The 26,698-nt window shown below is 60.3% G+C and carries 18 protein-coding genes and 1 pseudogene; 10 read left to right on the forward strand and 9 right to left on the reverse strand.

What is annotated here, in order from left to right:
• Positions 1-75: 75 nt before the first annotated feature.
• Positions 76-1,314 (reverse strand): phosphoglycerate kinase, encoded by a 1,239-nt coding sequence (gene pgk, locus CYB_RS08060; RefSeq protein WP_011433296.1) that lies wholly within the window; start codon positions 1,312-1,314, stop codon positions 76-78.
• Between the two features lie 207 nt (positions 1,315-1,521).
• On the opposite strand from pgk, the gene pds reads away from it, so the two are divergent.
• The 3 genes from pds (at position 1,522) to CYB_RS08075 (ending at position 4,873) form a co-directional block, all read left to right on the forward strand.
• Positions 1,522-2,940, forward strand: a complete 1,419-nt coding sequence (gene pds, locus CYB_RS08065) for a 15-cis-phytoene desaturase (RefSeq protein WP_011433297.1) — start codon at positions 1,522-1,524, stop codon at positions 2,938-2,940.
• 156 nt (positions 2,941-3,096) lie between these two features.
• Positions 3,097-3,975, forward strand: a complete 879-nt coding sequence (locus tag CYB_RS08070; RefSeq protein ID WP_011433298.1) for a phytoene synthase — start codon at positions 3,097-3,099, stop codon at positions 3,973-3,975.
• A gap of 82 nt (positions 3,976-4,057) precedes the next feature.
• Positions 4,058-4,873 carry an ABC transporter permease gene (locus CYB_RS08075; protein WP_011433299.1) on the forward strand — a complete coding sequence of 272 codons (816 nt, stop codon included), beginning with the start codon at positions 4,058-4,060 and terminating at the stop codon, positions 4,871-4,873.
• Here the strand turns inward: CYB_RS08075 and CYB_RS08080 are convergent.
• The 5 genes from CYB_RS08080 to CYB_RS08100 form a co-directional block, all read right to left on the reverse strand.
• Positions 4,870-9,921 (reverse strand): DEAD/DEAH box helicase, encoded by a 5,052-nt coding sequence (locus CYB_RS08080; protein WP_041436557.1) that lies wholly within the window; start codon positions 9,919-9,921, stop codon positions 4,870-4,872. The two genes, CYB_RS08075 and CYB_RS08080, sit on opposite strands and share 4 nt — an antisense overlap.
• Positions 9,922-10,189: 268 nt before the next feature.
• Complete coding sequence (locus tag CYB_RS08085) at positions 10,190-10,585, reverse strand: type II toxin-antitoxin system VapC family toxin (protein WP_011433301.1); 396 nt, start codon at positions 10,583-10,585, stop codon at positions 10,190-10,192.
• A gap of 2 nt (positions 10,586-10,587) precedes the next feature.
• Complete coding sequence (locus CYB_RS08090) at positions 10,588-10,791, reverse strand: type II toxin-antitoxin system VapB family antitoxin (RefSeq protein ID WP_011433302.1); 204 nt, start codon at positions 10,789-10,791, stop codon at positions 10,588-10,590.
• Between the two features lie 43 nt (positions 10,792-10,834).
• Positions 10,835-15,388, reverse strand: coding sequence for an endonuclease domain-containing protein (locus tag CYB_RS08095; RefSeq protein ID WP_041436559.1), 4,554 nt, complete (start codon positions 15,386-15,388; stop codon positions 10,835-10,837).
• Complete coding sequence (locus tag CYB_RS08100) at positions 15,385-18,279, reverse strand: helicase-related protein (RefSeq protein WP_011433304.1); 2,895 nt, start codon at positions 18,277-18,279, stop codon at positions 15,385-15,387. Before CYB_RS08100 ends, CYB_RS08095 begins: the two co-directional genes overlap by 4 nt.
• Positions 18,280-18,376: 97 nt before the next feature.
• Here CYB_RS08100 and CYB_RS14100 point away from each other — a divergent pair, with 97 nt between their 5' ends.
• Both CYB_RS14100 and gap read left to right on the forward strand, forming a co-directional pair.
• Positions 18,377-18,937: a Crp/Fnr family transcriptional regulator gene (locus CYB_RS14100; protein WP_187147224.1), complete on the forward strand. Its 561-nt coding sequence runs from the start codon at positions 18,377-18,379 to the stop codon at positions 18,935-18,937.
• Positions 18,938-19,093: 156 nt separating this feature from the next.
• On the forward strand, positions 19,094-20,113 hold the full coding sequence (gene gap, locus CYB_RS08110; protein WP_011433307.1) for a type I glyceraldehyde-3-phosphate dehydrogenase: 1,020 nt from the start codon (positions 19,094-19,096) through the stop codon (positions 20,111-20,113).
• A 34-nt stretch (positions 20,114-20,147) separates the two neighbouring features.
• Here the strand turns inward: gap and CYB_RS08115 are convergent, their stop codons facing one another.
• The gene (locus tag CYB_RS08115) at positions 20,148-20,708 is read right to left on the reverse strand and encodes a 2'-5' RNA ligase family protein (protein WP_011433308.1); all 561 of its coding nucleotides are present in this window, start codon (positions 20,706-20,708) and stop codon (positions 20,148-20,150) included.
• A 59-nt stretch (positions 20,709-20,767) separates the two neighbouring features.
• Between CYB_RS08115 and CYB_RS08120 the strand changes: the two genes are divergently transcribed.
• The gene (locus tag CYB_RS08120) at positions 20,768-21,217 is read left to right on the forward strand and encodes a (2Fe-2S) ferredoxin domain-containing protein (protein WP_011433309.1); all 450 of its coding nucleotides are present in this window, start codon (positions 20,768-20,770) and stop codon (positions 21,215-21,217) included.
• Here the strand turns inward: CYB_RS08120 and CYB_RS08125 are convergent.
• Complete coding sequence (locus CYB_RS08125) at positions 21,186-21,818, reverse strand: lysophospholipid acyltransferase family protein (protein ID WP_011433310.1); 633 nt, start codon at positions 21,816-21,818, stop codon at positions 21,186-21,188. The genes CYB_RS08120 and CYB_RS08125 overlap by 32 nt on opposite strands.
• 87 nt (positions 21,819-21,905) lie before the next feature.
• Positions 21,906-22,658 (reverse strand): Uma2 family endonuclease, encoded by a 753-nt coding sequence (locus CYB_RS08130; protein ID WP_011433311.1) that lies wholly within the window; start codon positions 22,656-22,658, stop codon positions 21,906-21,908.
• Between the two features lie 172 nt (positions 22,659-22,830).
• Between CYB_RS08130 and CYB_RS08135 the strand changes: the two genes are divergently transcribed.
• From CYB_RS08135 to groL, 4 genes and pseudogenes are all read left to right on the forward strand, one after another.
• Positions 22,831-23,310: a GNAT family N-acetyltransferase gene (locus CYB_RS08135; protein WP_041437363.1), complete on the forward strand. Its 480-nt coding sequence runs from the start codon at positions 22,831-22,833 to the stop codon at positions 23,308-23,310.
• A gap of 11 nt (positions 23,311-23,321) precedes the next feature.
• The gene (locus tag CYB_RS08140; RefSeq protein WP_071818196.1) at positions 23,322-24,437 is read left to right on the forward strand and encodes an NAD(P)/FAD-dependent oxidoreductase; all 1,116 of its coding nucleotides are present in this window, start codon (positions 23,322-23,324) and stop codon (positions 24,435-24,437) included.
• A gap of 98 nt (positions 24,438-24,535) precedes the next feature.
• A pseudogene (locus CYB_RS08145) lies at positions 24,536-24,853 on the forward strand (30S ribosomal protein PSRP-3); the annotation flags it as partial.
• A gap of 199 nt (positions 24,854-25,052) precedes the next feature.
• Entirely contained in the window at positions 25,053-26,672 is a 1,620-nt protein-coding gene (groL, locus tag CYB_RS08150) for a chaperonin GroEL (protein WP_011433315.1), read from the forward strand.
• The last annotated feature ends 26 nt before the right edge of the window (positions 26,673-26,698 follow it).

Raw genomic sequence — 26,698 nt, forward strand, 5'->3', positions numbered from 1 at the left:
TAGGAGGGGCTGAATCCAGCCCCTACTTTTTGGCTTGGTTTTTGGATTGGAGGGGCTGCGACCCGAAGGAGGAACCTACGCTTCTGTGAGAGCGGCAATGCCGGGCAGCACCTTCCCTTCCAATAGCTCCAGGCTGGCTCCGCCACCGGTGGAGATATGGGTCATTTTGTCGGCCAGGCCCACTTTTTCCACGGCAGCCACCGAGTCTCCCCCGCCGATGATGGTGGTGGCTCCCGCTTGAGTGAGATCGGCCAGGGTGCGGGCAATGGCTTCTGTGCCCAGGGCAAAGCGGTCGAATTCGAACACGCCCATTGGCCCATTCCAGACCACGGTTTGGCACCCCTGCAGGGCGGACTGAAAAGCTTTTACCGATTCTGGGCCAATGTCCAAGCCCATCCAATCCTCGGGGATGGCGTGGATGGAAACGGTCTGGGCCTGGGCATCTTTGTCAAACCTATCGGCTACCACCACATCCACCGGCAGCAGCAGCTCCACCCCCCGCTCTTTGGCTTTTTCCATCAGGGAGCGGGCCAGATCCAGCTTGTCGGTTTCCACCAAAGACTTGCCGGTTTGGATCCCTTGGGCTTGGTAAAAGGTAAAGATCATGCCGCCGCCCAGCAGGAGTTTGTCCACTTTTTCCAGGAGCCGCTCAATGACGCCGATCTTAGTGGAGACTTTGGAGCCGCCGATGATGGCCGCCAAGGGGCGCCGCGGATCCTCAATGGCGCCGGAGAGGAATTGCAGCTCCCTTTCCACCAGGTAGCCAGCCACAGCAGGCTGGAGGTAGGCGGTGACGCCGGCAGTAGAGGCGTGGGCGCGGTGGGCACTGCCAAAGGCGTCGTTGACGAACAGGTCGGCCAGTGAGGCCAACTTGCGGGCAAATTCCGGGTCGTTGTCTTCCTCTTCTGGGTAGAAGCGGACGTTTTCCAGCAGGGCCACCTGGCCGTTTTCCAGGCGGTTCACTACCGCCTCGGCCTCAGGGCCGATGCAATCGGGGGCAAAGGCGACCGGCTGGCCCAGCAACTGAGAAAGACGGGTGGCCACGGGGGCCAGGCTATTGCCCTCGCGGGCGACCTTAACCGCGCCTGTCTCTTTGTCCTTCTTGACGGGGCGGCCCAGGTGGCTGGTGAGGATCACTTTGGCGCCTGCCTGGGTGAGGGCCTGGACGGTGGGCAGAGCAGCCCGAATGCGGGTGTCATCGGTAATGTTGCCCTGGGCGTCCAAGGGGACATTGAAATCGGCTCGCACCAGCACACGCTTGCCGGCCAGATCAAAGCCGGATGACAGCAGGGATCCCAGTGTTTGTTTGGCCATCGTTGTTTTCCCCCGGACTGCAGAAAATCTTTATTTTTTCTTCCGTATGTATCCTACCAGCGATTGGGATCCCGGCAGTGAGACAGATGGGCTTCGGGATCCCCTTGTTCCGCTGCTTTTGCTGGGTCGGCCTTCCGTCTGCCCCTTGGCCCCGGCAATTGTAACGGTTTGCAAATAGAATAAAAATGTTGCTTTGTCGTTACCCTCATGCGTGTTGCCATTGCTGGTGGCGGGCTGGCCGGGCTGGCCTGTGCCAAGTATCTCTGCGATGCCGGGCATCAACCGCTCCTCTTTGAGCGGCGGGATGTTTTGGGTGGCCTGGTGGCTGCCTGGAAAGATGCCGACGGCGACTGGATCGAGACGGGGCTGCACAACTTTTTTGGCGCCTACCCCAACACGTTGCAGCTGTTCCGGGAGCTGGGCATCTCCGATCGCCTGCAGTGGAAGGAACACAGCTTGATTTTCAACCAGCCGGACAAGCCGGGCACCTATTCCCGCTTTGACCTGCCGGATATTCCCGCTCCTTTCAACGCCATTGTCGGCATCTTGCGCAACAACGACATGCTCACCTGGGGGGAAAAGGTGAAGTTTGCCCTGGGGCTGGTGCCGGCCATGATTCGCGGCCAGCGCTATGTGGAGCAGATGGATCGCTATAGCCTCTTGGAATGGCTGCGGCGGCAGGGTATTGACGAGCGGGTCAACACCGATATTTTCATTGCCGTCTCCAAGGCCCTGGCCTTCATCAACCCGGAGGAGATCTCGGCCATGGTGCCCCTGACGGCCTTGAACCGCTTTTTGCAGCAAAAAGATGGCTCTAGGATTGCCTACCTAGACGGCGCTCCCCCAGAGCGGCTCTGCCAGCCGATGGTGGACTACATTGTCGCCCGTGGGGGGGAAGTGCATTTGAAGGCGGCGTTGCAGGACATTCGTCTCAACCTCGATAACAGCGTGGCCGGGTTTTGCTTAGCCACCCCCTCTGGGCCGGTGGAGGTGACTGCCGATGCCTATGTCTCGGCCCTTTCGGTGGACGCGCTCAAGGAGCTGCTGCCGGCGCAGTGGTGGGGGATCCCCTTTTTCCAAAAGCTGCGTGAACTGGAGGGGGTGCCAGTAATTAGCCTGCAGATCTGGTTTGACCGCAAGATTACTCACATCGATCACTCCTTGTTTTCCCGCTCGCCGCTATTGAGCGTGTATGCCGACATGAGCAACACCTGCCGGGCCTATGCCGATCCGGAGCGGTCCATGTTGGAGCTGGTGCTGGCTCCGGCTGCCGAGTGGATTGATCGCGGCGATGAGGAGATCTTTGCCGCCACGCTGGAGGAACTGAAAAAACTCTTTCCCCAGCACCTTACCGGCCCCAACCCCGCCCGCGTGCGCAAGTGGGTGGTGGTGAAAACGCCGCGCTCGGTCTACAAGGCTACCCCTGGCAGACAGCAGTATCGCCCCACTCAAGTTACCCCTATTCCCAACTTCTTCTTGGCGGGCAGCTACACCCTACAGCCCTTCCTGGGCAGCATGGAGGGGGCCATCCTCTCCGGCAAGTGGGCGGCGGAGGCCATCAACAAGGGGATCCCATTTCAACGCGCTTCTGTCTCGGCCTCAACTCTGGCAGCTGCGGGGGTCTAGCTCTCCGCCGTCCGCCTCCTATGCCTTTTGAATCTTTCTTTTCCCCACAACCTCTTCTAGGCTATCCGCGGCGTCCGCTTTCCCGTAGTGTTGATATGTGCCCTCGCCGTTCCTCTTCCTTCTCTATCCTGGCCCTGTGCTCCTGGAGATAGCCAGATGAGTCCGCTTGAGCAATCTTTTGCCCTCTGTCGCCAGATTACGGCCAAGCACGCTAAGACTTTCTACCTGGGATCCCTGCTCTTGCCCCAGTCCAAACGGCGGGCCATCTGGGCCATCTACGCTTGGCTGCGGCAAACCGATGAGTTGCTGGATGGACTGGAAGCCAGCCAGGCAGAGGTGGAGGTCACCCGCAGCAAGCTGGAGCAGTGGGGATCCCATCTGGAGTCGCTCTTCCAGGGAGGCGAGCCGCAAGTCCCCACGGACCTCGCTTTGATCCACACCATCCGCACCTACCGCCTTTCCATCGAGCCGTTTCGCGAGATGCTGCGGGGGCAGAGCATGGACTTGGATACGCGGCGCTACGCCACCTGGGAGGATCTGCGGGTCTACTGCTACCGCGTGGCTGGGGTGGTGGGGCTGATGTGCTCGGAGATCATGGGATTTGTGCCGGGCCGGGATGGCCGCGAGGAGGCGGTGGCGCTGGGGATCGCCATGCAACTAACCAACATCTTGCGGGATGTGGGAGAGGACGCCCGCCGCGGGCGGATCTACATCCCCCTGGAAGATCTGCGCCGCTTCAACTACTCCGAGCGGGACCTGTTTAACTATGTTATTGACGAGCGCTGGATGGCTTTGATGGACTATGAGATCCGGCGGGCTAGAGAGCTCTATGCCCAAGCGGAACGGGGGATCCCTACCCTGCAGCCGGACTCCCGCTGGCCGGTAGCCGCTTCCTTGATGCTCTACCGGCAGATTCTCAACGCCATCGAGCGCAACCACTACCAGGTTTTTCGCACCCGCGCTTACGTGTCCACTCTCAGCAAGGCATTGGCGCTGCCGGTGGCTTGGTGGCGTTCCAACTACTACGGCTATTAGCCAACGGTGCCCAACCGGAGTGGTGGCAGAAAATCGGACACAAGACGGCAAGCCCAAAACCCGTGAACGGCGAGGAAAACGTATGGTGAACCGTGCCCTGACCCTACCCTATCAGCGAATCTGGGAAGACAGTTTAACCATCTTCTGGCGCGACTGGCTGGATCTGCGGGGGCGAGTTTGGCAGGTGGTGGCCTCGGGGCTGGTGGCTCCCCTCATCTACATTGTTGCCTTTGGGGTGGGCCTAGGGGGATCCCTGCGGGCCGAAGCTTTGGCCGAGGTGGCCGGATCCACGGCGGCAGGTTCTTATTTGCGCTTTATTTTGCCGGGGATGGTGGCTCTTTCAGCCATGACCATCAGCTTTGCCGGCACCACCTTCTCCATTTGTGGATCGCGGCTATTTACCAAGAGCTTTGAAGAGCTGCTGCTGTTGCCGGTGCACCCCTTGTCTTTGCATCTGGGCAAGGTGCTGGCGGGCATTGCCCGCGGCCTGCTGACGGCCTTGGGGGTGTTGGCGGTGGGGGTGCTGGGTACGGGGGCCTGGGGCCTGCTTCACCCCTTGTCGCTGTTGGTTCTACTTTTGGATTGCGCCGTCTTTGCCGGCATTGGGGTAATTGCTGGCTTGAAGGTGCCCAGCCTGGAGAGTGTGGGCGTGCTAACCAACTTTTTGATTACGCCCATGTCTTTTCTGGGGGCCACCTTTTTCGATCCCGCCCAGTTGCCGACCTACCTGCAGGTGCTGGTCTATTGCCTGCCCCTTTCCTACGCCAGCATTGGCATGCGGGCAGCCGCCTACCAGCCGCTTGCGGAGTTTCCCTGGTACACGGTGGGAGTTTTGGGCGGCTTGGCGGTAATCCTGGCTTTTGTGGGAGCTTATCTGTTTTCCCACCAGCAGGACTAGCTGCCCTTGCCAAATACTTCTGGGTAGCGAGCCAGCTGCTCTTGCAAATCTTGGTTGTAGCGCAGAACAAGCACGCGGTAGCCCCGTCCCTGCAGCTGCGAGCGCAGTTGGCGATCCCGTTCCGCTTGGGCAGGCTGGTCGTGGACTGGGCCATCGCAGAAGATGCAGATGTTGGGGCTGTAGAAGAAGTCAACGACGCAGTCGGGATCGGCAATGGCTTTCTGGGCATCCTCAGGCAGCCGATACCCTCCTGCTGCCAGCGTTTCGAGAAAGCGGCGCTCCAGTTCAGAGCGAGGGTCCAGGAGCTGGCGCAGCCACTCCAGGTGCTCTTGGCGGGAGCGACCCAGGGAGCGCAGCTCGGTGCGGCTGTTGACCAGCAGGCCCAAAAGATCCCGGATCTGATAGCGGTCAAGCTGCAGCGCTTCCCGTTGGTTGGCATAGCTGAGCAGGCATTCGTAGCAGGCTGCTCGGCATTCGGGCCGCAGGTCTTGGATCCCGGCCTCTGAAAGCTGGAAGTGACAGATCTCCAGCGCCACTTGGGCCACTTCCGCTAGAGCCTGGGGCTCTTCCACCAGGCGCCGCAGGACGCCAGCGCCCCCTTCTGCTGTTTCGTAGAAGAGCATGGCCTGATGGGATCCCTGGCCGATGCACTCGGCGGCCAGCTCTGTCTCTTCTAGCTCAAAGGTCTCTTCGATCCCTCGCTTGAGGGCATAGCGCAGGGTGGTCTCCAGGGCCTGCGGATTCTCCACCCCTGGCTGAACTAGGCGCACCAGCAACAGGTTTTGGGTACTGCGCACCGCCAGGCGAATGGACTGCAGGGGGACTGGGTTGGACGAGCCTGCCCTGTTCCGCTCAAGCTGATCTCGCGAGGGAACTTCCCCATTTTCAAAGTTGACCAAAAAGCCGCGCCCTCCACTTCCCCGCCAGCCGTGGTTGATGCGTAGCAGGGTGGCCGCCGGGGCATAGCGCAACTGCAGCAGGGGAGTTTGTCCGCTCAGCACATCAGCTTCTTGGACGCGGTAGCCAGAGCTTTCGGGAGCAAACTGGAAGAAGGTCTGCAGCTCGTAGCCTTGCCGCCGCCGCTCCTCTTCGTCAGCTGTGATGCGATTCCGCCGCCGCATGCGCACATTGGGCATTTCCAGAAGCTGGGTAAAGAGGCTGTTTTGCCCATCGAACTGGGTGCCGCAGACGGGGCAGCAATCCAGGTGGGGATCGGCAAAGGCCCCACAGCTAAAACAGAGCTTGTGGCTACTTTTGCGCTCCTCCAGGCCGCCGGGCGGAGCCTGAAACGCCACTGCTTCCCACTGGCAGCCCTCATGGTAGAGGAAGTTGTGGGGAGCAAACTCGCGGATAGCCAAAAAGCGAGGCCGGGCGATGAACTCGCCCTCGCTGCCGCGGGGCACCCAGGCCCGCACCGGCAAGGCAGGGAAGTTGTAGCCGGGCAAGAAGCCTTCGCTAGCCAAATAGCGGTAGGGATAGAAGTCGCTTTCCTCCCGCTGGGTTCCAATCTGCAGCAGCAAGTTGCGCTGGCGCAGGGCTTCTTGCTGGCGGCGCTCGGCTTCCTGTTGGTCTTTCTTTTGGCGAGTCGTCTGGAGCTGGCGGTTAGCGGCTTCCAACTGCTGCGTGGCAGCCCGATAGAGCTCTCGCCAGCGATCGAAAGCTCGGTCAAAAGCCTGGGGTGCCTCTTCAATGACCTGCTGAAGCCAGCGCTCGCTAAACCAGCCGCTTTTATCTAGGAGTTGGCGATCGGCGGCCAGCAGCTTCTGCACCTGCTCCTTCACTTGTTGGCGGGCAGACTCCTCAAGTTGGATTTGCTGGGCCACTGTCTCCCTGAGGGGCAGCTCTTCCCGATCCGCGTCGATGACGGTTTCAATGGAATTGCCTAGGGGCAGGCGCACCTGAGCCAACCAAACGGCGTGGATGTGAGCGCGCAGCAGCGATTCGTTGGCTAGATCCAGGCGGGGAGGGCGCACGCGACCGGCCACCATCTCGGGGCGGCGGCGGAAGTAGTACTGGTCGTGGCTATTGAAAGCCCCGCAATAGGTGATGATGAGTCCCGGCTGCCCCTGGCGGCCTGCCCGACCGCTGCGCTGGGCGTAGTTGGCGGGTGTGGGGGGCACGTTGCGCAGATGCACCAGATCCAAATCGGCAATATCGACCCCCAACTCCAGGGTTGGCGAGCACACCAAATAGGGAAGGCGTCGAGCTTGATCCTCCCCGCGAAAGCGCCTTTCTCGCTGCTCCCGCTCTCCTGGCCGAACCACTTGGGCAGTGTGCTCCCTAGCCTCCAGGGATCCCAGCCCTGCTGCCCCGGCCTGGTAGAGGCGCTGGAAAAAGAGATTAACGGGGCGGCGGGCAGAGGAGTAGCCGCTCTGCTCGGCCCGGCGGGAATACAGAGGATCTGGCGGCGGCGAGCCATTGCCCAGGCACCAGCGCAGACAGCCAGCGTTGAGCTGGTAGGCTTCCTGGCCATTCTCCGAGTGGCGCCGCAGCAGGTCGTAGCTAACTAGGAGAGAAAGCAGGGATCCCAAAAGCTCATCGTAGGTTTCCCGGGTTAGCCCAAGGCGCTTGGCAAGAAAGCGTCCGAGGGCGCTGCGGGGGCCCAGGCTGAAAGTTGTTATGTCCTTTCCGTCGCAGCTTTGGCGGACAAAGCAGGTGGCCGTCCGCAGCTCGTCGTACTCTTCTAGGCCCCAAAACTCGTTGAGGTGTTGCTCGGCCCGTCGGCGCAGCGTTCTCTGGGACTCGGCTTTGAGCAGGCGCACATCGATGGCCAATTTGCGCCGAAACTGATCCAAAACAGCCCGCAGCAGGCGTTCCCGCTCCTCAACCTCGGCCTGGACAAACCAGGGGTGGAGAGGGGCCAGGGCCGAGCCTTGGCAAAGCTCCCTGAGGCTGCGGTATTCGATTTTCAACAAGCCCACCTGTTCCAGGTTGGGGTGGGTAACCCGCCAGCCGCGCCGCAGATCTTCATAGAGCCGGTATTCGGTTAGCTCGCTAAAGGTCTGCCACACTTCCTCGGCACTGGGCGAGTCGGGATCCAAATCGGGGTTTTGGGTAATGTCGGCAAGGCTCAAGCCTGAGGCCTGCACCACTGCCGGGGCTACCTCTGAGAAGTCCAGCTCTTTTTTCTCCTGCAGGGCAGCATAGAGCGAGGCCCGCAGAAGGGCCACATGCACAAAATCGTTGAAGTGGCCGGCCTGCAGGGAGGCGTCCTGGCGGTTGTCGGTAAAGGTGAGCAGCTTGCCGCGGGCTGCACCCGTCTGAGCGGCATGGCGCAGCAGAGAAGTGGCCAGAATGGTGGTGGCGCTGGAGCGGCCTTCGCTGGAGAGGGAAGCCAGCTTGGCGAACTCCCGCTCCCGCCCACTGTAGTACTCGCCGCAAGCTAGGCAAAGAGAAAAGGGCTGGGGCTGCCACCACAGCTTCTGGGCCTCTGCCTGAGGCACCTCGGAAAAGGAGCCGTCCGGGCGTACCCAAACTGCTTGGGGGACGCGCTTTTTCCAGTGGGGTTTGAGCCGGTTTTCAGGGGTGTACCAATCTTCCGGGATCTGCTCTGGCGACCACTCGTTGTCAATGGGATCCAAGCTGAGGTAGCCGGCCTGCTGGTCTTCGCCTTCCTCAACCTCTTCCCCCAGAGGATAGGGCAGGAAGTGAGTCTTTGACCTGAGGACGTGGTAGTAGTCCTGGCCACAGTGGCGGCAGAACTTGACGGGGAAAAACAGCTTTCCTTCCCCTGCTTGCACTTGTCCTTCCAGGGAAAACTGCCGCTTGTCCCGACTTTCCAGGGTGGCATAGAGGGTGCGGCCCTGGGAGATAAACTGGTGCAACTTCAAGGCCGGGCCGCGGCTAGAGCCCTCCCGCAGGCTGCTGGCGTGGGCCAGAAACTGGCGTAGGGACTCGGTGCAGCTCTCAGGGGTAGTGCTGGTCAGCTCTGCCAGTTGGGCAGCTACCTTGGAAAGCTCCCGGGGCACGCGGCGCCTGAAGCTGCCATCGGGACTTTGCTCCAGGCCCAGCTCGTACTCCAACCAGCGCATCAAGGGGTGGCGGCGCAGGCTAGCTAGGTCGGTGGGCCAGGGGGGATCGAGGGCGGGTTTGAGCTCTTCAGGTGAAGGCGGGCCACTTTCGCTCAAAGGGGCCAGGGTCTCCTCGATAATCTGCTCCGGTGTGAAGGGATGGCCAAAGAAGCGGCTGGCGAAGTCGGCCACGGTCTGGCGGCGCTCCAGGGCACTGGCCTCTGGCCGAGCAATCATGGTGGCGCTGGTGCCGATGTGAACCAAGTCCTTGGCGGCGCAGCGTCCCTTGAGGCGGCGAACCAGCATCGCCACATCGGCCCCCTGCCGGCCTCGGTAGGTGTGCAGCTCGTCAAAGACCAGGAAGCGCAGCCCGTTGGAACTTAAAAAGCGCTGATCTTCGGGGCGCACCAAAAGCAGCTCCGCCATCACGTAGTTAGTAAGCAGAATTTGGGGCGGATCCCGGCGCAGATCTTCCCGGTCGCTTTCTGCAGTTTCCCCGGTGTACTTGGCAAAGCGCAGCGGAAAAGGGCGATGGTAGGCGCGCTCGTAGCGCTCGTGCAGAGTTTGTAAAGACTGGTATTGGGAGTTAACCAGGGCGTTCATGGGATAGACCACCAGGGCCGTCACCTGGCCCAGGGATCCCCCCTGGCGGATCCAGTTGTCGAGAATGGGCAGGAAGTAGCAAAGGCTTTTGCCGGAGCCGGTGCCGCTGGTAACCACAAAGCTTTCCCCTGCCAAGGCTTTGGCGATGGCCTCCTCCTGGTGGCGGTAGAGGCGGAAGGGTCTGCCATCCTCAAAGCGGAAAATGCGGGCTGTTTCTTGGGCAATGCGCCCCGCCTCGGCCAACTCGTCAACGGTTGGACCAGATACATAACTAGGGCTGAGCTGGAGGAGGGGTTCTGGCCAGAGGTGGATCCCTTCCTCTAGAGCTTGATTCACAAAGGCTTGCGCCCGTTGGTCGCCAATGAGAAAAAAGGAGCGGACAAAATCGCGATAGTCGTCCAGAACAGTGGCGTGGAGATCAAAGATGGTGGACATCGAATCTGCCCTTAAGGCCCGCTTGGTTAGCTCAAGCCTAGCTTGAAGATGCCGCAAGTGGTGTTTGAAACCGCACCCACCAAGATCTACGGCCCGCTGAACGGCAAAAAGATATCTCCGAAGTGGGATCGGCAATGCGCCAGCTTCCCCCACACCTCCAGTACCCGCCGACGGCTGCAGCGTTCTCCGAATGCAGGAACCAGAATCCCTTGCCTTTAGGCAGGGGGTATGTCAAGAGAAAACTGGTCTGCAGAAGGCCACCTCTGCCTCATGGACGAATAACCCGCAATCCTAGATGCGCCTCGTAGCCATCGAAGTCACTGTCGTGGTGGAGGAGCGGAACATTGTTCTCAATGCACCAAGTGGCAATCAAACTGTCTATTGTTTTGCGCACCGTCACGCCTTTGCGACGCAACAAGCGAAAGTTCTGCGCACTTTTCACCGCCAGGGAGGGGTTAACCATTTGCACCTGATGCAATTTCACCAGAGCACAGCGAGCCTGCTCGAAATCGGCATCTTTGCGAAAGCCCTGCAAGACTTCTGCCAAAATCAGGTCGCCCACCAGGATAAGAGTTTGATCCAGGGCCCAATCCAGATAGTCGGTGTGAAGCGATGAAATGCCGTTGAAGTAATCAATCCAGATGGTGCTGTCCACCAGGATCATCCTCAGTCCTGCAGGCACGACAGGCGTTGCTGCTGCAAATTGCCCTCCCATTTCAACTTGCCGCGTAAGTTGCGGATCTCAGCTTGCTCGTGTAGGCGAATCAGGACACGCAGCGCTTCGTGAATCACCTCGCGCTTGGTCTTGAGGCCGGTTACCTGGCGGGCACGCTCGATCAGGTCGTCATCCAGGACGATGTTGGTGCGCATGAGGAGCCACTTGTGTGTATAGAAATGCAGATCTATGTGTATTCTAAGCTTTTATTGAGTGCTGCGCCAGCTTCTCCCACGCCTCCAGCACCAGCCGCCGGGTGCGGTATTCGCCGTATTGACGTATCTCCTTCTCCTTCAGCACGCGAAAGGTTTCGCCGGGGAAGGTGCTAGCAGGAGCGCGGGTAGCGTAGCCAGCCGGGTCGAGCGGGTCTGCCACCTCTTCCCGCGGGTCGAGTATGTCTTCCAGTTCGCGTTCGGTGAGGTCTGCCGGGTCGAGGATGTAGCGCAGTTGCTTGCGGGTGAGGCCGTAGAGCCGGGCGTAGTACGCATCCAGTTCAGCGCGGAGGATGGCGCGGCGTTCCTCGTTCCAGGTGAACGGCGGGAAGGGGATGCCCTCACCCAGTGCTGCGGGCGAGGGGGTCGGGGGGTGAGGTCTAATCACAGCCCGCAATCCTTCGTCTGCCTCTCGCCATACGTCGTCGGCGAAGGGTTTCATGTCCCAGGAGGTGTAGACCAGCTCCAGCGCGCGCGGGACGATGAAGCGCAAATCTTCGGCGGTGTAGGCATCCGGCGGCAGGACGGGGAGTTGGCGGAGGATGAAGAAAGTAAGATGCGTCCCACCAATTTTCTGGCGCAATGCCCAATCAAAAATTAGGACATTTAGATTGGCTAGAAAACATGAGAGATGAATAGCCGAAATCTCACCCGTAAGGACTATGGGCATCGTATGTCCTACCCCAACTCTGGGCAGCAAGCTGAAGATGGCGGTGCGCTCATCCGTAGAACGTGCCACATCCCGGAAGCCGAGCAGCCAGCCGCGTTGCCACGCGCCCAGGCGGGCTTGCACTTCTTCGGCGGGCACCCAGTACCAGGGCTGGACAACAAAGTGCGGGTCGGCGTGCTGGTGCTCATCAGGCGTGGGCAGTTGGGTGCTGGAGCGGTCGCGCACGCCCTCATAGGTGCCGTAGCGGTGGTCATAGTGCCAGATCATCTTGGCTTCGTAGAGGGGGAGGTAGCCCTCACCCCCGGCCCCTCTCCCAAGGCTTTGGGAGAGGGGAGAAGGATGCTCGTAGGAATGGGCAGTGACATAGGCAGCAATTTCTTGGAGGACTTGTTCTGTGCGGTCGAGTATCTGGTCATTGGTAAAGCGCAGCATGGCAAAGCCATGTTCGCGCAGGATTTCCTCCCGCAAACGGTCGCGTTCCTGCTGAGTGGGTTCACGGTGCACGGCGCCATCTATCTCAATGATCAGGCGGGCATCGTCACAGAAGAAGTCGGCGATGAATTGTCCAATCGGATGTTGACGTCGGAATTTTCGGCCTAGCAGCCGACGGTCACGCAACAATTCCCAGAGCAGGCTTTCGGCGGTCGTCGCCTCGCGACGCAACTGCCGCGCCCTGGCAATCAGTTCCCGGCTGGCCTTGGGTAATTCGTACCCTCCTTCTCCCGCAGCGCGAGAAGAGAGGTCGGGGGCTGCGATCCTTCCCCCCTCTCCCGCAGCGTGGGAGAGGGGGCTAGGGGGTGAGGGCACAAACACATTCCCCACCAGCCGGTAACCTTGCTTTTCCAGCTCTGCACGGGTGCGGAAGAGGTGCGAGTCAGAAGACATATTGAACAACCCCTGCTTAAACTGCACGCCCCAGGGGTTGACCCTCACCCCCAGCCCCTCTCCCTTAGGAAGAGGGGAGTCGTTCACCAGAACCGGCACGCGCTGGTAGATGGCGCGGGTGAGGTCGGCATCTTGCCGGGTACGGAAGACCGGCAGGGTGCGGGTGTTGGGGTTGATGACGGCTAAGTCGTGTGGTGCCAGAGGCAAAAGTTTCAGCGGATTCCGTATATCTTCAGGACGGTGGCAGAAAAATTCGAAATGAATCTGTCGTTTTGGATCGCCTGTCCCGCAGATCGTGAGCAAGCAAAACTTCATTAGTGAAATAACCGACGGAAATAACTTTTCACGATTGTCAAAGTCGAACAGGCTGAGCAGATGTCCTTTTTCCACCAGATCGGCGAAGAAGAACTGGTTGGTGGCGTCGGTGGCGATGCCGGTGGGGACGATGATGCCCGCCCGCCCCCGGATATTGAGCAGGCTACGCACCCGTTCGGCAAAGACCGAGTAGGTGTTGATACGGCGGCGGCCGGCGAGGGGATATTGACCACTGCCCCGTAAAAAGCGGCTGGTGCTTTCGGCGCCGTGCAGGGCACGCTGGTAGTCGTGCCAGAGGGCGGGGTTGGTCTTGGGTAGGTCGGCGATCAGCCGTTTGCGGGCGGCGGCGTTGGGCGCGCGGGCAATGGCGGTATCGCGGCTGGCGAAGAATTCCTGCTCTTCCAGTTGAATTTGCTCCCAGGGCGGGTTGCCGAGGATCACATCAAAGCCGCCACTTTCAAACACCTCCGGGAACTCCAGCGGCCAGTGGAAAAACCGGTTCTCGACGGCGAGGGCCTGAGCAGTGGCAAGGGCCTGGGAGGGGGTTCTCTCCTGCAGTCGATCAGCCACGGCTTGGGTGGTAATGGCCCTAGAGAAGTCAGGGATCAAGGGCTGGAAAAAAGCGGCTGTCCACAGGTTGCAGGCTTCCACTAGCTTTTGGTGTTGCGGGTCTTGGCAATAGCGGCTGTAGAGCTGCTGCTTGCGGCTAACCTCTGCCGGGGAGTTGTCTGGAATGGCTTCTAGCTTCTGTCGCTCCTGGCTAAGCTCAGCCACCACCTGGTCAGTGTCAAAAGCAAGGGAAAGCTGCCCTGTTTGCAAACTCTGGCACTCGGTGCGATTGCGCTGCTTTAGCGAGCGGGCAGCCTCCTTGGAGTCAGCGCTAACCGGGGTAAAGGCTTCATCGGGGATGCCCTTTTCCAAAACCGCCAAATCCAAGACACCCACCAGCGAATCGCCGCACTTGATGTGGTGATCCAGGAAGGTGAGGGGCTTGCCGGCGCAGTGGGCCTCCAGCCACAGGGCCACGCGGCAGAGTTCCACCGCCAGCGGGTTTTTGTCCACGCCGTAGATGCAGTGCGCCACCACATCGCGGATGGCCTCGCGGACACGCTTGGGGGCGGGTTCCTCTTCGCCGGTGCGGATCTTTGCCAGTTCCTTGCCCAACCTGCGGGCGGCAGCAAGCAGGAAGTGACCGGATCCGCAGGCGGGATCACACACACGGATGGACAAAATCGCTTGCTCTTTTTCCTCAGGTGGGCGAGCGGCTTTCAGCCGTTCTTCGATCACTGGCTCCAGCGCCGAGCGGATGAGTTCGGCCACTAGCTCCGGCGGGGTGTAGTAGGAGCCTGTGCTCTTGCGCTCTGAGCCGTAGCTCAACTCAAAGCGAGGCGCCCCTTGCCCAGTTACAATCTGAGGCTGGTAGTCGAGCAAGCTTTCGTAGACGGATCCCAGTTCTTCTACATCCAGCGCCGCGTAGTTGACCCGCCGAAGGGGAGAGGTGGGGTTTTCTCGGTAGTAGGCTAGGTGCGAAAAGGCTTGCAGCAGATCCCGGTTGCTCAGGCTGCACTCATCCAGCTCCAGAGGGGCAAACAGCTCTCCGTTGAGAGGAGCAGCCCCCAGCAGCTCCGCCAGCTCCTCTTGGGAAAGCACCCTCCAGAGCACCCGCAAGCTGCACCAGAGATCCTCGTGTTCGTCTTGGGCACTTTGCCGATCCAAAAACCGCCGCAGCCGCGTCACGCTGTAGTGCTCGCGATAGAGCGCCGCGCTGCTCATCAACCCCCGCTCTTCGGAAACTAAGAGGAACAGGAACCGGTAGACCAAGCGCAGCAGTTGGCGGTAGAGCTCCCTGGGATCCGACAAGAGCCGCGCTCTCAGCCTCTGGTTCTTGGGATGGGCCAGGAACCCATTTGCCAGCAACCTGATGCACTCCTCAACCCCCTCCCGCAGCCGTTCCCGGACCCGGCCACCCTGCTCCAGGGCCTGTTGGTAGTACTTTTCCAGCAGACAATCCCCTGCTAGCTCTGCCGTTTGGGGCAAGCGGCTGCGGTGCAGCAGCCGAAAGAGGATGGCAAAGTCGTTAAACCGCTGCTCCTCTAGGATCTGCTTCAGGTCAAACTCCACATAGGCCTGCCGACGCACATAGGTGGAGTCCCGCAGGAGGCGCAGGGTCAATCCGTTGGTAACAATGCCCCAGAGGTGCTCGCTGCGGTTGAGATACTCCTGCAGCAGCGAGTGGGGTGCCAGGCGAGGCCGGCCAGAAGCCGGCACGCGGCCCAGCTCCTGGCGCGCGCCGACGATGTGCACCGGTGGCGCGTCTTCCGCCTCGCCCATGCGATGCGAGATGGGGAAGTTCATTCCGTCCACCTCGCAGGCGCGCGGTTGATAGCGCACCTCGATCCCCAGCAAACTGAAGAAGGGGATCGCCCAGGCATCGCGGGTGATGCTGGTGGCGAGATCGCTTTCGGGCAGGCGCTGCAGGCGGCTCTGGAAGGCCTCCCAGTACTTTCGACAATCGGCAAAGACCGCGGCAATCTCTTCGACTGGGCCGCGCTTGCTGTTAAAGCCGAAGTCTTCTGGCTTCTGTCCTGGCAGATCCCCTGCCAGCAGCTTTTCGAGAATATCGGGCCCCAACAGGCCTCCTTCGATGCGTACCCCAGAAAACTCGCTCATCGGCAAACCACCGGTTGGAGAACAAGGAGTCCTAAAAGATCGGGGGGAAGCTGCGGCTTCACCTTCAGCCCCCGCCCCTGTAGGGACACGGCTTGGCGGATGCGCCTATGGGCAGCCTCCAGCTCAGCAGCACGCTGCAAAATCCGCTCCCGCGCCGCCTGCTGCAGCCGGTGATCCCTTCCCCAGTTTTCCTCTGTCTCCTGCCACGGGCCGAGACAGGCCAGGAGATGCTGAACCAGCTCCCGCTTTTCCGCTAGCGGTAGGTTCTCATCCGGCTTGGCCGTGGCCAGCAGTTGGAGAGCTGCGCCCGTCTCCAGCCAGCGGGCCTCGCCGCTCTCCAGGCCAACACCGCCTAGCACCAGCACCTCTTCCGCCAAGAGAGGCTGCCCCTGGGGTTGCTCCACCAGGTAGCGCACCCGCAGCAGCAGTAGAGTTGTAAGATCAACTACCGCTCGGGTGCGTAGAGCGCCGCAGCGGGAGACGACAGCATCCCCTTTCTCTGGGTTGTCGAGGGCTTCCTCCAGCAAAAACTGGGCCAGGGCAACCACGACGCGGTGGTTGCGGCCAATGTATTCGGCACCTTCGGGCGTGGGCGAGTCGAAGCTGATTAGCCAACGCCCGCCTTTGGGAGAGGGCAGGGCCAGGCGAATGGCTTCCGGCAAGGTGGCAGTGGCTTCGGAGCCGACGCTAACCTGGTAGACCCCCGACCGCTTCCCTGGGGTTATGGCTAGGTTGAGGCGCTGGGCGGCAGCCAGGAAGAATTCGCGCACAGCTTCGGGATCCCCTAGCACGGCATCGGTGGCCTCCAGCTCCCGCTGCACTGCCTCAGGCTTGAGGGCCCGCTGGGCAAAACGGGTGCGGTTGCGCCGCTCCTGTTCGACAGAGCGATCCCAGCGCCGGTGAAACTCATCCACTTCCGGCACGCCAAGATCGAGGGTTAGCTGGCGCTCGGCGGACCAGTGTCCCTTGCGCAGGAAGAGGGCTTCGAGCACAGCCTGGGTAACGCTTTCGCTAGCCTCCGGCACAGGCACGTGGGTGCCCAGGGTGCGGTGGATCTCCCGCGCTTTGTTGAGCAACACCTCCAGTACCACGCCATCTACGGGGTTGTCGCGGCCAAAAAAGCGGATGACCTTGACCCGGCTGGCCTTTTGGCCGTAGCGATCCACCCGGCCCTCCCGCTGCTCCAGCCGATTGGGGTTCCAGGGCAGGTCGTAGTGGATGACGGCTGTAAACTTTTCCTGCAGGTTGATCCCTTCCGAGAGGCAGTCGGTGGCCACCAGCACCCGTGGTCGGTCAACTTCCAGGTTCGCGATCTTGGCCTCCCGCTCCTCGTCTCCCATCCTGCCCGTTACACAGGCTACTTGGGCTGGGGATCCCAGCTGTTGCCGAAGGTAACTGTCCAGATACTCCGCAGTGGCAACGTAGCGGCACCAGAGGATGGGATGAAAACCTTCCTGAAGCAACTTTTTCACCAGCTCGATGGCCCGCGCCAGTTTGGTGTCGTGCTCTGGGCCCTGGAGCTGTTTGGCCAGACGGGCCAGGGCCTGCAACCGGCGGCGGTCGCTATCCGGCAGGGTTGGGTCTGCGGCTTCAAGAGCTGGCGTTGGCAGCTCATCGTCGGTACGCTCTTCTGCCGACTCGAACACCCAGCGGCTCAGTTCTGCCTCAACCTCTTCTTCTGCCTCCAGGGTTGCTCCGCTGCGATTGTGCAATGCCGCTACTGCTGCCGCCGGGCTGGACATTACGCAGCGCAAAAGGGCCAGCGCTCCCCAGTAGCGCACTCGCTGCTGGCGCTTCTCTAGTTGCTGCCCTGTGCACACCAATTCCGAGCAAAACCCATAGGTGTCCTCGAACAGCTTGCGCTGTCCCTCAGAAAGGGTGTAGGTTTCATCTTCAGCTTCCCGGGTTGGAAAACAGGTGAGCTCCTGCCAAGTTTCCCGAATATCTCGCCGCGTGCGCTGGACAAAATGACGGGCTAGCTGGACGCGTTGGTCTTCGTTGAGATCCTGGAGATCCCATGTCTCGAACTCGGGCCGCAGCAGCCCCAGCAGCGAGCGGAAGGCCTCTTCGACACCGCTGTGGGGAGTTGCCGTCAGCAGGATCAGGTGGCGGTTGGGGTTTTGGGCCACCGCTTTGAGCAGACTGTGGCGCTCCTGCTGGTTTTTGCCATGGGCTGCCGCTGCCCCATGGACTTCGTCGGCAATGACCAGCTCAGGACAAAATTGCAGAAATGGGTGGCGGTTGCGCTCGGTCTTGACGAAGTCAATGCTGGCCACCTGGACAGGAAAGTGCTCGTAGAGGCTGCGCCCAACAGGGGTTTTTCGCTCCAATTGCCCCACCGTTCCCGAGCGGATGACCACTGGCTCCAGGTTAAACTTCTCGGCCAGCTCGCTGGCCCACTGCTCGCACAAATAGGGAGGGCACAGGACACAAAGGCGTCGGATCTCGCCGCGATCCAAAAGCTCCCTGGCTATCAGCAGCGCCTCGATGGTCTTGCCCACCCCTACGTCGTCGGCAATCAATAGCCGCACCGGATCGAGGCGCAGCGCCATGAGCAAGGGCACAAACTGGTATACCCGTGGCCGAATCGAGAGGCGCCCCAGAGAGCGAAAGGGAGTTGCGCCCTCCCGTAAAATCAGCCGGGCCGCCTGCCAGAGGAGAAGGGTACTGGTGGTATCGGCAGGATGATCCCCAGAGGGCCAAGGAAAGGCGGTAGGCTCCACTCGCTCGAAGGGCAAGGTGCCGCCCACAAGGTTCATCAGGTGTCGGTGAATGCAAACCGCATCTTCTGGGGTGCCGGTGAGGGGCCGCAGCACCACAATTTCTTCTGAATCAGCGGGGAGCACCACCCACTCGCGGTTGCGGCAGCGGACAATTGAGCCAGGCTGCATGGGATCCCTGGGAGCGACCTACCTTTTCCATTGCATCTTAGATACTCTTTGGGGACAACTCTCTCCCATCTCCCAATACCCTGCCGGCAGCGGTAGGATGAAACGGAGCCGGCCTCAGGTACCCCTCTGGCCCACCGACATCATGAGCAGCCCCCGTTATCCGTTTGAGCGTGTTCGCGAGCACTTGCTCTTCCAATCTTTGGAAGATGCCGAGTGGAAGGCGCTGACGGCAGCCCTGTTGCCCAGCCGCTTCTCTCCTGGCCAGGTGATCTTTCAAGAGGGGGATCCCAGCAGTGACCTGTACATGATCCTCAGTGGAGTGGTGGAGCTGCGTCGCCAATATGTGCGACATCCGGGAGATTATTGGCTGGCTACGCTGCACGCCGGGCGTTTGTTTGGGGAACTTTCTCTGCTGACGGGACGGCGGCGCTCCTTTACGGCAGTGAGCATGACCGAGGTGCAAACCCTACGCCTTTCCACCGAAGGGCTGATCCTGCTGCCTCTGGAAGTCCAGGTGAAACTCTACCGCGCCTGGAGCCAGATCATCAGCGAGCACCTTTACTGGCTGGATAGTATGTTCACGGATCTGCTGGAGCAGCGAGGGGTAGAAAATGTAGCCTCGGCTATGGCTCTGCTGCACCAGCGCTATCCCGCTTGAAAGAGGCTCAATCCCTGCTCCGCATAGGTTTGCAGGTCAACGTCCACGAAGACAACCCCTTGGATCCCAAATTTTGTCTTCAGAATGTTCAGGGGTTGCGATATCATGTGCTAGGCAGCAGCCCCCAAGAGATTTCAAGCAGCGAGGTCAGGAGCAGTGGTTAGGGTAGCCATCAACGGGTTTGGTCGCATTGGTCGCAACTTTTTGCGCTGTTGGCTGGGTCGCTCCCAGTCCAACCTGGACATTGTTGCCATCAACGACACCTCAGATGCTCGCACGGCTGCCCACCTGCTCAAGTACGATTCCATCCTTGGGCCGTTGCAGGGAGCAGACGTTGAGCCTGCAGAAAACGGTTTGGTGGTGAACGGCAAGCATATCTATGCCGTTTCCGACCGCAACCCCAGCAACCTGCCCTGGAAAGAGTGGAAGGTGGATCTTGTTATTGAAGCTACAGGTGTTTTTGTCGACTACCAGGGTGCCTCTAAGCACATAGAAGCGGGGGCCAAAAAGGTGGTGATCACCGCCCCGGCCAAGGGGGGAGACATTCCCACGTTTGTCTACGGTGTTAATCAACACACCTACGACCCGGTGCGGCACAACATTGTCAGCAACGCCAGCTGCACCACCAACTGCCTTGCCCCGATCATCAAGGTGTTGCTGGACAAGTTCGGCGTCCTCCGTGCCACCATGACCACCACCCACAGTTACACCGGCGACCAGCGGATCTTAGATGGTGGTCACCGCGATCTGCGGCGGGCCCGGGCAGCAGCATTGAGCATGGTGCCCACCACCACGGGGGCTGCCAAGGCGGTGGCTTTGGTGATCCCGGAGCTGAAAGGCAAGCTGAATGGGGTGGCGGTACGGGTTCCCACGCCCAATGTGTCTCTGGTGGACTTGGTGGTGCAAACAGAGCGGCGCGTGATTGCCGAGGAGGTAAACGCTGCCCTGAAGGAAGCCTCGGAAACCACGATGAAAGGGATCATCGCCTACTCGGATATTCCCTTGGTCTCCATCGACTACCGCGGCCACGACTGCTCGGCCATTGTGGATGCGGAGATGACCAGTGTGCTGGATGGGGATCTGGTCAAGGTCATGGCTTGGTACGACAACGAGTGGGGCTACTCCCAGCGGGTGTTGGACTTGGCGGAATACATGGCCGCTCACTGGGTGGAGTAGGCTGCTTCGGTTGGCAACCCTCTTCTGTTCCCCATTATTCCCCCATCGAGAACTGGGCAAAAACCTGCCAGCGCTTGCCGTCGTGGAGGAGAAGCGTCAAAGCCGACGCCGTGAAGGAACTTTGAAAAAAACGGGTCTTGAACTGCGGCCAAGCGGCGCGAAAGTGGGCGGGGGTTAGATCTCGAAAGGCAACGGTCATGTGGGGCACAAACGGACGGGCTTGAGCGGTTGTCTCTTTCTGGTTGAGAAGGATCCCCATGTGGTGATGGGCTTGAGCTTGTAGCCGCTGCAGTTCTGGGGAGGGCACGACATGGATAAAAATGACGCGCGGTGCGAAGGCCCCAAAGCCGGATAGCTGGATGGAGACGGGGGTCTGACGCCTGGCAAAGGCCTCTAGGGATCCCGTCAAGGCCGGCAGATCGGAACTGGGCCACTCGAACGGCGGCACCAGAGTGATGTGGGGAGGCGAGCGCAGGGCCGCTTGGCTGGCAAATTGCTCGGCAAACTGCTGTTTGATGGCTGTCACCTGCTCTTGCAGTGCTGGAGGGGGGAGCAGAGCAAGAAACAGTCGCTGCTTGGGGTTATCCACCAGCATCGGTAAGAACCTAGAGAACAGGGGATAATGCAACTGTAGCCAAGCCCAAACATCTTGTTATGTCGCGTCCTGTCGCTTCTTCCCCTATCCTGGATCCCTCCTCGACAACCGGATCCCCAGGCCAAGCGCCTCAGCCGGCTCCCATTCCGCCCTACCAGTGGCATTTGTTCCTTTGTGCAGATCAAACCAAGCCCAAATGTTGTGAGAAAGCCGTGGGATTGGAAGCCTGGGACTATTTGAAATCGCGGATCAAGGAATTGAACCTGGAAATCGGGAGCGGGGGATCCCTGCGGGTACACCGCACCAAAGCCAACTGCCTGCGGGCATGCGACTATGCTGTTCCTGGCCCTGTGCTGCTGGTCTATCCCGGTGGGTTTTGGTACCACTCGGTCACGCCGGAGGTGGTGGAGGAGATTCTTCAAAAGCACATCTTGGGAGGGATCCCTGTTGTTGAGTATCTGGTAGCCCAAGATACCCTCAGCGCCCCTGATCCAAAAGGGCATGGATAGCCTGCACGCACTCTGCCGTCACCCGCTGCAAATCGGCCTTATCGCTGGAAGCGGGGGGGAGAATCAGGTTGCCAATGCGCACCGTGATGGGGCAGAACAAACGCGGCCACCGGGATCCCTTGGGCAAGACCTTTTCCGTGCCCCAAAGGGCTACAGGCAGCAGAGGCGTTTGGGTGCGGGCTGCAACCAAGGCCGCTCCCAAGTGGGGCTGAGGAATGCGGCCATCGGGGGTACGAGTGCCATTCAAAAAGATCCCTACCGCCCATCCCTGCGCCAAAGCTGCTTCCGTGGCCCGCAGGGCAGCGCGGTCAGAGCCGCCTCTTTTGACCGGGTAGGCGCCGTAGAGCTGGATCACCTGCTTCAGCCCCGGCACCCGAAACAGCTCTTCCTTGGCCATGAAGGCCACCGGGCGGCGCACCGCATTGGCCACCAGCGGCGGATCCAAATGGCTGGCGTGGTTGCTGACGACGATGAGGGATCCCTGGCGAGGCACGTTTTCCTGCCCATAGGTGCGCCCAAAATACAGTCCCCGAAACAAGGGGTTGACCACCAGCCACTTGAGCAGCCAGTAGGCCAACCAATCCCGGCGGCGATAACCCATCTGTGAGTCCAACGATCCCTGCCACTCCGGCAGCAGTTCCCTCTCTGAGTGTAGTGGAGGGTGGGTGCTGAAGGGGATCCCTGGGCTTCAGCTCTCCAAATCGGGATCCTCACCCAAAGCCCGCAATCTTGCCGCCAGACGCTCCGCCCGTTGACGTTCCTGTTCCGCCCGTTGGCGTTCTTGTTCGGCTCTTTGGCGTTCTTGTTCCGCCCGTTGACGTTCCTGCTCCGCCCGTTCCCGCTCCAACTCAGCCCGTTCATCGCCGGTCAGCAGCAACTGCCCTTGGGCATCACACCAGCGCAGCCAGCGAGCTTGTTTCCCCTCAAAAACGCCTTCCCACACCGTCAGGCCCAGCCCCACCTGTTCTAGCCAGGTCTCGGTCATTTCCGCGTAGTGGCGGCCCCGCAGTTCGAAAATGCGCAACTCCTCTGGCCCCAGCTCATGATTGGGATCGAAGACCGCGTAGTAGCTAACTCGCATCTGCTCATAACGGCTCAGCTTGCCTTCCAGCTCGTCGCCTTCGCGGTTGGAGACGATCTCGATCACCACATCCGGCGGCTTGTCAAATTGCCAGAGCAGGTAGCAACGGTTTTGCTTCTCCCACCATTGCTCCGGCACCGTGACGTCCAGGCTGAGAAAAACATCCGGCACAATCGGGGGCCGACCGATGGCGGTGTAGATGCCTACATTTGCCGCTGCTAAAAAGGTTTTGCCGCGCAAAGCGCTGTAGAGAGCCCCTGTCAAGAGGCGCTGCTGCTTTTCGGAGGCGAAATTATCCACCGGGGTATCGTCCTCCGTCACAAGGTCGGCAACGTCGGGAACCAGCAGTTCAGTATCCATGGGCAGATGGGGGTGGGGATGCCAGTGATCTTAGCTGCTCACCTCAGGGATCCTCTGCTCCCTGAGAAACAGAGAAAACAGAGTCCTCGAGCAAGCCCAGGTACAATCGAGAAAGCTTTACTTAACGATGATTTCTTTTTCTTCGCTGCTCGTTCTTTTTCTTCGCTGCTCGATGCAGATCGACATCCGTCCTGCGGAAAACTCGGACAGTGCGGCTCTGCTCCACATTTTGCAAGTGGTCTTTGCGGAGTATCCAGGCTGTGTATTGGACATCGAAGAGGTGCCGGAGTTGCTTCAGCCTGCCACAGCTTTCGCGGAGATGGGGGGATCCCTTTGGGTGGCGCAGCATCAGGATCAAGTGGTCGGCTGTGTCGGCCTTGTGCCCGATGGGATCCCTGGGCGAATGGAGCTGAAAAAACTCTACACCCTGCCCGCAGTGCGGGGTCGAGGTTTGGGTCGGCGTTTGATTGAACAGGCCGAATTTGCGGCTCGGCAGCAGCAGGCGGACTCTCTGCATCTGTGGACAGATACTCGCTTCACGACGGCTCATCGGGTTTATGAGCGGCTCGGCTATGTGCGTCTGCCGGAAATTCGTGAATTGCACGATCGCAGCAACTCTGTGGAGTATCACTACGAAAAGCATCTCCATTGAGGGTTGGGCTGTTGAACTGTGATGTGCTGGTGATCGGCTGTGGGGTGGTGGGCTGTGCCATCGCCTACGAATTGTCTGCGGCTGGCCTATCGGTGGTTGGGATCGATGCCGGGGATCCTGCCGCCGGCTCGACAGGGGCAGCTCTGGGGGTATTGGTGGGCATTTCCAGTCGGCAAGCGGGTGGGGAGACGGTTCAGCTTCGCCTGAAAAGCCTGGAGCTGTTCGATCCCCTAATCGCGCGGCTGGAGGAAGACCTGGGCCGGAGTTTGCCCGTCAATCGGCGCGGCATTCTCAAACTCCTCAGGGAGGAGGAAGTGGAAGCTTGGCAAGAAACCCTGGTGGCCCGCCGACAAGCAGGTTACCGCCTAGATCTGCTCAGCCTTGCCGAAGTGGGATCCCTGCAGCCCGGCCTGCGCAGCGACCTGGCGGCGGCCATCTACTCTCCCCAGGATCGACAAGTCCAACCCAAGCTCCTAACCCAGGCTCTCTTGGAAGCAGCCCAACGCAAGGGATCCCGCTTTTTCTTCCACCAGCCTGTCCAGAAGATTCAGCGCAGCTCGGATCCCCCCTTTCGCCTGCAAACGGTCTACACGCCCGCTCTCACCCTCTCGGCAGGGCACGTCATCCTGGCGGCAGGTCTGGGCAGCTCTCCTCTGGCCAAAGAGCTGGGGCTGCAGGTGCCGCTGCAAGCGGTCAAAGGTCAGGCCCTGCGGGTCAAAGCCCCCGGGATCCCCCTGGGGCCCGTGGTCACCGACGCGGATCTGCATCTGGTTCCCCTGGGGGATGGATCCCTGTGGGTGGGGGCAACAGTGGAATTTCAGGCCCCTCATCCCGAGCCGACGCTGCTGGCGCTACAAGATCTGCTGGCCCGCGCCATCCGACTCTGCCCGGCTTTGGCCGCAGCGACTTTGTTGGATCATTGGGCCGGCCATCGGCCTCGACCAGTGGGACAGCGCGCCCCCATCCTGGGTTGGGCTCCTGGCTACGCCAATCTGCTCATTGCCACCGGCCATTATCGCAATGGAGTGTTGCTGGCCCCGATCAGCGCCGCCATCCTGCGGGACTTGGTACTGAAAGGGGAAACAGCCCTCTGTGATCTAGGGCCCTTTGCCCCCAGACAGGGCTGAGCCCGTATCCATCTTCCGGCTCTCGGCCCGCCGATGGACAGGACATATGTCAGAATGAAAGGCTGCCTGGTTAGGATCGGATCGTCCGTTGAGTAGCCCATAAGGAGAAGAGAGCCTTGCCGAAGTTCGCCCTAAAAGCCCTCTGGTTGGAAAACGATTTGGCTATTGCCGTCGATCAGGTGGTGGCCAAAAACCGCAGCCCCCTCACCCACTACTTTTTCTGGCCGCGGGATGACGCTTGGGAGCAGCTTAAGGCTGAGCTGGAAAGCAAAACTTGGATCAGCGAAGTGGATCGCATCGAGCTGCTTAACCGAGCCACCGAACTCATCAACTACTGGCAAAACGGCGGGCGCAACCGCCCCATCAGCGAAGCCCAGGCCCAGTTTCCCGACATCCTGATCGGCGGCAACTCCTAGCCCTCTCCCCCCTGTCAGCCAAAACGTGACTCCGGATCTGCCCATCTTGCTCAGGCTCCCGTCTTTGAGCTAGATTGGCACTCGGGAGTTTAGAGTGCTAACTCCCTGCTAGCCGAGCCGGAGGATTCCTGGGAACCCCACTCCGCCTGGCAGTACCCAAAGTAGGAGCCCAGTCAGACTTACGAGGATCGCGGATTCTATGGCAAAGCGGATTCTGTTTAGAGAAGAGGCCCGCAAGGCATTGGAGCAGGGCATCAACCAACTGGCGGATGCAATCAAGGTTACGATTGGCCCCAAAGGACGCAACGTGGTCTTGGAGAAGAAGTTTGGTGCCCCCCAAATCGTCAACGACGGGGTCACGATTGCCAAGGAAATTGAGTTGGCCGATCCTTTGGAGAACACAGGCGCCCAGTTGATGCGGGAAGTGGCCTCTAAGACCAACGATGTGGCCGGAGATGGTACCACCACAGCCACCATCCTGGCCCAAAGCATGGTGCGGGAAGGGCTCAAAAACATCTCGGCGGGCGCCAACCCTGTGGCTCTGCGGCGCGGCATTGAAAAGACCACTGCCTACTTGGTGGAGCAAATTGCAGCTCATGCCAAGCCTGTGGAAGGCCGTAAAACCATCGCCGAAGTAGCCACTATCTCTGCCGGCAATGACAGCGAAGTGGGAGAGATGATCGCCAAGGCCATGGATGCTGTAGGGCGAGATGGGGTGATCACGGTCGAAGAATCCAAGTCGCTGGAAACCGAGTTGGACGTGGTGGAGGGGATGCAGTTTGACCGCGGCTACATTTCCCCCTATTTCGTCACAGACTCGGAGCGGATGGTGGCCGAGTATGAGAATGCTTATCTGCTGATTACCAGCAACAAGATCTCCAGCCTGCAAGATCTGGTGCCCATCCTAGAGCGGGTGGCCCGCGAGGGTCGGCCTCTTCTGGTCATTGCGGAGGATGTGGAGGGAGAGGCTCTGGCCACATTGGTGGTGAACCGCCTGCGGGGGGTACTCAATGCGGTGGCGGTCAAGGCTCCGGCTTTTGGGGATCGGCGCAAAGCCATGCTGGAAGATATCGCCATTCTCACCGGCGGGCAGCTCATCTCTGAGGATGTGGGCATCAAGTTGGATAAGGTCACTCTGGACATGATGGGGGTAGCCCGCAAGATCACCGTCACCAAAGACAAGACCACCATCGTGACCGATGGCAGCACCAAAGCGGCGGTGGAAAAGCGAGTGGCTCAAATTCGCAAGCAACTGGAAACCACCGATTCCGAGTACGACCGCGAAAAATTGCAAGAACGCATCGCCAAGTTAGCCGGGGGAGTGGCGGTGATCAAAGTGGGGGCTGCCACTGAAACCGAACTCAAAGATCGCAAGCTGCGCATTGAGGATGCCCTGAATGCCACCCGAGCTGCGGTGGAAGAAGGGATCGTCCCTGGCGGCGGGGCGACGCTATTGCACCTCTCCAAAGGGATCCCGGCTTTCAAGGCCAAGTTGAATGCCGAAGAACAGGTGGGGGCAGAAATTGTTTACCGAGCCTTGCAGGCCCCTCTCTTTCAGATTGCCCACAATGCCGGTCTGGAAGGGTCAGTGGTGGTGGAAAAGGTTTTGGAGAAGGAGATGCCCTTTGGCTTCGATGCCCTGACCGGAACCTATGTGGATATGTTTGCCCAGGGGATCGTGGATCCGGCCAAAGTGGTGCGCTCAGCGCTGCAAAACGCGGCTTCCATAGCCGGAATGTACCTCACAACCGAAGCGATTGTGGTGGAAAAGCCTGAGCCCAAGCCGGCGGCTGGCTCTGCACCTAAGGGGATGATGTAGTCTTGCGAAAGTGAGCTTTCTGGGAA

The organism is Synechococcus sp. JA-2-3B'a(2-13) (genome assembly GCF_000013225.1).
Taxonomy (GTDB): domain Bacteria; phylum Cyanobacteriota; class Cyanobacteriia; order Thermostichales; family Thermostichaceae; genus Thermostichus.